Here is a 6,703-nt window from a genome sequence, read left to right on the forward strand (position 1 = left end):
AGGAGATATGTTTTTAGAACACAGGGAAAAAGAAGAAAACAAACGGCAGGCAACGGCAGGCTATGATCTGACGGATGCATATGCGCAAATCAGCTATTGTCTGCCGGGAGAACCCTGTCCAAAGACGATCAGCCTGCAGGCGGATCAGGAGCAGTATCTGATTCCGGCGCTGCTGGGACGGTATACCGATCAAGACCTTTGGGTGTACGGACCGAAAGCGCAGGCAGCGGCAGCGACTGGAGAGGTTTTTCTCGCTGACGGACTGCTGACGAAGGCAGCACACCAGGAAATGGTGGAGGTAGGAGGACAGAACTATAGTTCGATTGCACTGCTTTCTCTGTTTTTAAAACGGACGATGTCGCTGCTTGCACCGATCGTGCGCCCGGAACGCCTGCAGGCGCTCGTCTTTTCTGTACCGGAGGTGTCAGTCCCCGTATTGTCAGCGGTGACGGATGCGGTCGGCATGCTCGGTCTGAAAAATACGAGTCTGTTTCTGATCGGACGCGCGGAGAGTTTTTTCTATTATAATATCTGCCAACCCGAAGAGCTCTGGAAACAGGACGTGCTTCTGTGTGATTTTTCCGGCACGTTTCTGCACACGCTTCTGTTTACGGCAAACCGGAAAACATCTCCGGTTGCCTGCTTTGTGGAGGAAGCGGACTGGAAGGAAGTGGCGGCAGGCAGAGAAGATCTGGATCAGTGCTTTTTAGAGACAATGAAAGCGGTGATCGGCGATAGAAATATTAGTTGTGTCTACCTGATTGGCGAAGGCTTTTTGGGAGAATGGTATCAGGAATCGCTGCGGTTTCTATGCCAGGAACGCCGGGTGTTTCTGGGCAACAACCTTTACAGCAAGGGAGCCTGTTATGCGGCGCGTCAGCGTATGACGCCCGGCAGTGTTTCTGAAGACTATGTGTTCCTCGGAAAAGACATGTTAAAGGCGAACATCAGCCTGTATGTGGAAAAGCGCGGACAGGACAGCTGCCAGCCGCTTCTGGATGCCGGGACAAACTGGTACGATGCAAAGGCGGAGATCGACTTCTTACTGGAAGAGGAGAATCGCTTTTCACTGCGGATTACACCGCTAAACGGCGGCGAGATCCGGGATGTGGAGATCGCGCTGACCGGACTTCCACAGCGTCCGGCGCGCACAACGCGTATCCACCTGCAGATCGACATGGCGGATCTGACGACGCTGCGCCTGAACATGGAAGATTTCGGCTTCGGAGAGTTCTTCCCGGCGACGCACCAGTTCTGGGAGAAGACGATTTCGATCGGGCAGCCGGATACTGCGGCAGGCAGCAGCACTGCAGCCCAGGCGTCAGCAGGTGCCGATACGACAGACACTGCAACTGTGGCGTCAGAACAGAGTGCAGCAGGCGCTGATGCAAAATCCGCTGCGCCGCCGGTTTTGGCAGAATCATAGACGAATTTTAGAGGAAAATCATGGGACGTGTATATCTGTGTCTGGGGCAGAACGCAGAATTGCCCTACTATTTTGAAAAAGCAAAAGTACATATCTGGAATATCGAAGAACTGTGCTATTTTATTCGGGAAAACGCATGGATAATGGAGCCGGAGCTGCTGACAAAAGAGCTGATCGACTGGGTTGCGCAGCAGTGCGGTTTGCCAAAGCTTGCGGTGCTGTTAAATGACAGCCTGAAAGAAGAGGACTGTGTGACGGCGTTTGCGGCATGTCTGTTTTCGTATACCGGATACTGTCCGCAGGAGCAGGCGCTGCAGGTGCAGAAAATCCTGCAGACGAATGCGGGAAACAACGAAACCGACCGGGCGAAGGCACGGGGGGATTATTTCCTCGAATCCGGAAAATATTTCCGCGCGCTGCAGGAATATGAGCCGCTGATGAAACAGCTGACCGGCGCAAAGCCGGAGATCGTCGGGAGTGTGTATCATAATGCGGGCTGCGCTTATGCAGGTCTGTTTTTGTTCGATCGGGCGGCTGCCGCGTATGAAAAAGCGTGGAAGCTTCTGCGGGATAAAAGAAGCGCGGCCGGATTTCTGGCGGCAAAACGGATGGGACTGTCTGAGCAGGAATATGTGGATTTTCTGGCGAAAAATCCAGAGCTGTACCAGATTTCGCTTCTGGTGGAGGAACAGCTAAAGGACTGCAGGCAGAAATGGCAGGGTACGCCAGGACAGGCCTTTTGTGCGTCCATGGAGGGGGCTTTGCAAAATGGTTCCGGAGATATTTGCCAAAAGCAGCTGGCAGATAAAATCAAAGAGCTGGAAAAAGAATACCGGGAAGCGGTTTCGTGATACCGGAGTTGTTATCGTAAGATGAGGCAGCCACACGTCAGTGCAGCTGCCTCATCTTTTCTGTAAAAGGAACATAAAAATTCCTGGCGGCTTGTATTTACAGCTTATGAAAAGCCGGTACCCGTTTCTCAAATGTGCAGTAATAAGAGAATCCGCACGCTTTCAGCACGTCAGCCGCGCGGTCGAAATGGCGTCCAATATCCTCCGGGCGGTGTGCATCGGAGCCGACTGTGATGATCTCACCGCCTTTTTTGCGGTACTGACGGATGAATTCGGTGCAGGGATGCTGTTCCTTTAAGCCTTTATCCAGACCGGCGGTGTTGATTTCGATGCCTTTGCCGTTGGCGATCAGCGTTTCAATGATGGGGTCAAAAATATCTGCATACTGCCCATAGCAGTAGTTTAAATCCTTTGTTTTGCTGTAACGGATCACATAGTCGATATGTCCGTAAATATCGAAATTGGTAAAGGAGCGGATGGATGTCAGGATTTCATTAAAGTAGGCGCGGTAGCCCTCCTCAGTTGAGATTCCTTCATAATAAGAGGGAAAAGCAGGATCCTGATGCTGTACGACATGGGTGGAGCCGATGATAAAGTCAAAATCATAGGATCTTGCGTAGTCGGAAATTTCTTTGAGGTAATCTGGCTGGAGTCCCAGTTCAACGCCGAATTTAATATTAATCTGTTCCCCGAATTTCTCCCTGGCGCGGAGCAGATCATAGAGATAGGAATCGGTATTTAATAAAAACATGTCTTCGGGACACTCTTCGGAAGCAGGATAGTGCAGGTCCATATGCTCGGTAAAGCATATTTCCTGATAACCGAGTGCGATGGCGCGCGCTGCCATGTCCTGCATGGGCGCTCTGGAGTCTCCGGAAAAGCTGGAGTGCATATGATAGTCTGCTAAAATTGGCATGAAAAACTCCTCCTGTTGGTGTTTGTTGATTTTTCATTCCAAAGTATAGCATAAAAACGACGTATGTTTCCAATATTTTTAATTTTACATCTTGATATTTTGAAACAAATTAGGTAGAATAATTGTGCTGATAAAATTTTGTCAAGCACACTGCCCTTTGATCGGACAGCTTGTCTGACAAAAGAATTTCAAAACATTTTTAGGAGGAAACTAAAATGGCAGTAAAAGTAGCAATTAATGGTTTTGGCCGTATCGGTCGTCTGGCTTTCAGACAGATGTTTGGCGCAGAAGGATTTGAGATCGTTGCAATCAACGACCTGACATCTCCCAAGATGCTGGCTCACTTACTGAAATATGATTCCACTCAGGGCAGATATGCACTGGCTGATAAGGTTGAAGCAGGCGAAGATTCCATCATCGTTGATGGCAAAGAGATCAAGATCTACGCTAAGGCTAACGCAGCAGAGCTTCCTTGGGGCGAGATCGGTGTTGACGTAGTTCTGGAGTGCACCGGCTTCTACACCTCTAAGGCTAAGGCTCAGGCTCATATCGATGCAGGCGCTAAGCACGTTGTTATTTCTGCTCCTGCAGGCAACGATCTGCCTACTATCGTTTACAATGTAAACCATGAGTCCCTTACCAACGAAGATACCATCATCTCCGCTGCATCCTGCACAACTAACTGTCTGGCACCTATGGCTAAGGCTCTGAACGACAGCTTCCCGATCCAGTCTGGTATCATGTGCACCATCCACGCTTACACTGGCGATCAGATGACTCTGGATGGCCCTCAGAGAAAAGGCGATCTGAGAAGATCCCGTGCAGCAGCTGTTAACATCGTTCCTAACAGCACTGGCGCAGCTAAGGCAATCGGCCTGGTTATCCCTGAACTGAACGGCAAGCTGATCGGTTCCGCTCAGCGTGTACCTACCCCTACAGGTTCTACCACCATTCTGACTGCAGTTGTTAAGGGCAACCCTACAAAGGAAGCAATCAACGACGCTATGAAGGCTGCTTCTAATGAGTCCTTCGGTTACAACACCGATGAGATCGTATCCAGCGATATCGTTGGCATGAGATATGGTTCTCTGTTCGATGCAACTCAGACCATGGTTCTGCCTATCAACGACGAGCTGTCTGAAGTACAGGTTGTTTCCTGGTACGACAACGAGAACTCCTACACCAGCCAGATGGTTCGTACCATCAAGCACTTCGGCAAACTGCTGAACGCTTAATTGGCGTTAGGCTTTTTCGTATAAGACAAAGGCCATTGGAGGTCCGGTCTGAGAAGGACCGGGCCTCTTTTCATCGTATCGGAAACTTTGTTTCCATACGATAACAGTTAAAATTTCAGGAGGTTCCTATCATGGGCTTAAACAAGAAAACCGTTGATGACATCAACGTAAAAGGCAAAAGAGTTCTGGTAAGATGCGACTTTAACGTTCCGTTAAAGGATGGCGTGATCACAGATGAAACTCGTATCGTTGCAGCGCTTCCTACAATCAAGAAGCTGATCAACGATGGCGGCAAGGTTATCCTTTGCTCTCATCTGGGCAAAGTAAAGAACGGCCCCAACGAAGGCGAGTCTTTAGCTCCTGTAGCAGTAAGACTGTCCGAGAAGCTGGGCAAAGAGGTAAAATTCGTTGCAGATTACAATGTAACCGGCGAAGCAGCTACCAAGGCTGTTGCTGAAATGAAAGACGGCGATGTTGTTCTGCTGCAGAATACCCGTTTCCGCGGCAAAGAAGAGACCAAGAACGGCGAAGAGTTCAGCAAAGAGCTGGCTGATCTGGCTGATGATTATGTATGCGATGCATTCGGTTCTTCTCACAGAGCACATGCATCTGTTGCAGGCGTGACCAAGTTCATCACCGAAAAAGGCGGCTCCAATGTTGTTGGTTATCTGATGCAGAAAGAAATCAACTTCCTGGGCAATGCAGTTGAGAACCCGGTTAGACCTTTCGTAGCGATTCTGGGCGGCGCTAAGGTTGCAGATAAGTTAAACGTTATCTCCAACCTGCTGGAGAAGTGCGACACTCTGATCATCGGCGGCGGTATGGCATTTACTTTCTTAAAGGCTCAGGGTCTTGAGATCGGTAAGTCTCTGGTTGACGAAGAGAAGATCGACTACTGTAAGGAAATGATGGCTAAGGCTGAGAAGCTGGGCAAGAAACTGATTCTGCCTGTAGACGCAGCTGTAGCTGACGCTTTCCCGAACCCGATCGATGCTGAGATCCCGGTTGACTATGTTGATGTTGAGAATATCCCTGCTGACAAGATCGGCCTGGATATCGGACCGAAATCTGCAGAACTGTTCGCAGAGGCTGCTAAGACAGCTAAGACTGTTGTTTGGAACGGACCTATGGGTGTATTCGAGAACCCTGTTCTGGCAAAAGGTACTATCGCTGTAGCGAAGGCTCTGGCTGAAACAGATGCTACCACCATCATCGGCGGCGGTGACTCCGCAGCAGCTGTAAACCAGCTTGGTTTCGCTGACAAGATGAGCCACATCTCCACTGGCGGCGGCGCTTCCCTGGAATTCCTGGAAGGCAAAGAGCTTCCCGGCGTAGCAGCAGCAGACGACAAAGAGTAAACAAAGGAGACCAATTTATCATGGCAAGAAGAAAGATCGTAGCCGGCAACTGGAAGATGAACATGACTCCCAGCCAGGCTGTAGAACTGTGCAATACCTTAAAAGACCTTGTAAAATCTGACGATGTAGACGTAGTTTACTGCGTACCTGCAATCGACATCGTACCTGTAGTAGAAGCTGTAAAAGGCACAAACGTTGAAGTTGGCGCAGAGAACATGTACTTCGAAGAAAAGGGTGCTTACACCGGCGAAATCTCTGCAGACATGCTGCTGGATGCTGGCGTAAAATACGTTATCATCGGTCATTCCGAGAGACGTGACTACTTCAAAGAGTGTGACTGCCTGCTGAACAAGAAGGTGAAGAAGGCTCTGGAAAAAGGTCTGATCCCGATCCTTTGCTGCGGCGAGACTCTGGAGCAGAGAGAAATGGGCGTTACCATGGACTGGATCCGTCTGCAGATCAAATCTGATCTGGCTGATGTTACCGCAGATCAGGTTAAGGGCATGGTTATTGCATACGAGCCTATCTGGGCAATCGGTACCGGCAAGACTGCTACCACCGAGCAGGCAGAAGAAGTCTGCAAGGGTATCCGTGAGTGCATCGCTGAGATGTATGATACCGATACTGCAGAAGCTGTTCGTATTCAGTACGGCGGTTCTGTAAATGCCGGCAATGCAGCAGAGCTGTTTGCACAGCCTGATATCGATGGCGGTCTGGTTGGCGGCGCATCTCTGAAGGCTGATTTTGGCAAAATTGTAAATTACAAATAAGATCTGACTTTGTGCAGAGACAGGGCTGGCGCTTCGGCAATATTTGTCGGGCGTCAGCCCTTTTTTATCGTATGAAAACTTCATTTCCATATGATAAAAAACGCTCCGCGAGGATGCGCACTCGGCGCAAGGGTAGATGGTTGCCGA

At 49.7% G+C, this 6,703-nt stretch carries 6 protein-coding genes; 5 read left to right on the forward strand and 1 reads right to left on the reverse strand.

Translation table 11 applies throughout. The annotated features are described in order from the left end of the window. The first annotated feature begins 7 nt into the window (after positions 1–7). Together ACLTOQ_RS13960 and ACLTOQ_RS13965 are read left to right on the forward strand one after the other, a co-directional pair. Positions 8–1,426: a DUF5716 family protein gene (locus tag ACLTOQ_RS13960; protein ID WP_412319701.1), complete on the forward strand. Its 1,419-nt coding sequence runs from the start codon at positions 8–10 to the stop codon at positions 1,424–1,426. A 20-nt stretch (positions 1,427–1,446) separates the two neighbouring features. Further along, positions 1,447–2,277, forward strand: a complete 831-nt coding sequence (locus tag ACLTOQ_RS13965) for a hypothetical protein (protein ID WP_021914615.1) — start codon at positions 1,447–1,449, stop codon at positions 2,275–2,277. A gap of 97 nt (positions 2,278–2,374) precedes the next feature. Here ACLTOQ_RS13965 and ACLTOQ_RS13970 read toward each other — a convergent pair whose 3' ends face one another. Beyond that, a complete protein-coding gene (locus ACLTOQ_RS13970) occupies positions 2,375–3,193 on the reverse strand; it encodes a histidinol-phosphatase HisJ family protein (protein ID WP_412319703.1) in 819 nt (272 codons plus the stop codon). Positions 3,194–3,408: 215 nt separating this feature from the next. Between ACLTOQ_RS13970 and gap the strand changes: the two genes are divergently transcribed. The 3 genes from gap (at position 3,409) to tpiA (ending at position 6,556) form a co-directional block, all read left to right on the forward strand. Next, positions 3,409–4,428, forward strand: a complete 1,020-nt coding sequence (gene gap / locus ACLTOQ_RS13975) for a type I glyceraldehyde-3-phosphate dehydrogenase (RefSeq protein WP_117959476.1) — start codon at positions 3,409–3,411, stop codon at positions 4,426–4,428. A gap of 131 nt (positions 4,429–4,559) precedes the next feature. Continuing rightward, positions 4,560–5,786 (forward strand): phosphoglycerate kinase, encoded by a 1,227-nt coding sequence (locus ACLTOQ_RS13980; RefSeq protein WP_021914618.1) that lies wholly within the window; start codon positions 4,560–4,562, stop codon positions 5,784–5,786. A gap of 20 nt (positions 5,787–5,806) precedes the next feature. Next, positions 5,807–6,556 carry a triose-phosphate isomerase gene (tpiA, locus tag ACLTOQ_RS13985; RefSeq protein WP_117959478.1) on the forward strand — a complete coding sequence of 250 codons (750 nt, stop codon included), beginning with the start codon at positions 5,807–5,809 and terminating at the stop codon, positions 6,554–6,556. Positions 6,557–6,703 lie beyond the last annotated feature (147 nt).

The organism is Gallintestinimicrobium sp., assembly GCF_046968865.1.
Classification (GTDB): Bacteria; Bacillota; Clostridia; order Lachnospirales; family Lachnospiraceae; genus Gallintestinimicrobium; species Gallintestinimicrobium propionicum.

Excerpts from the sequence above, each read along its gene's own strand:
- ACLTOQ_RS13970 (WP_412319703.1), bottom strand. The coding sequence starts at position 3,193 with ATGCCAATTTTAGCAGACTATCATATGCACTCCAGCTTTTCCGGAGAC.
- tpiA (WP_117959478.1), top strand. The coding sequence starts at position 5,807 with ATGGCAAGAAGAAAGATCGTAGCCGGCAACTGGAAGATGAACATGACT.
- ACLTOQ_RS13960 (WP_412319701.1), top strand. The coding sequence starts at position 8 with ATGTTTTTAGAACACAGGGAAAAAGAAGAAAACAAACGGCAGGCAACG.
- ACLTOQ_RS13965 (WP_021914615.1), top strand. The coding sequence starts at position 1,447 with ATGGGACGTGTATATCTGTGTCTGGGGCAGAACGCAGAATTGCCCTAC.
- gap (WP_117959476.1), top strand. The coding sequence starts at position 3,409 with ATGGCAGTAAAAGTAGCAATTAATGGTTTTGGCCGTATCGGTCGTCTG.
- ACLTOQ_RS13980 (WP_021914618.1), top strand. The coding sequence starts at position 4,560 with ATGGGCTTAAACAAGAAAACCGTTGATGACATCAACGTAAAAGGCAAA.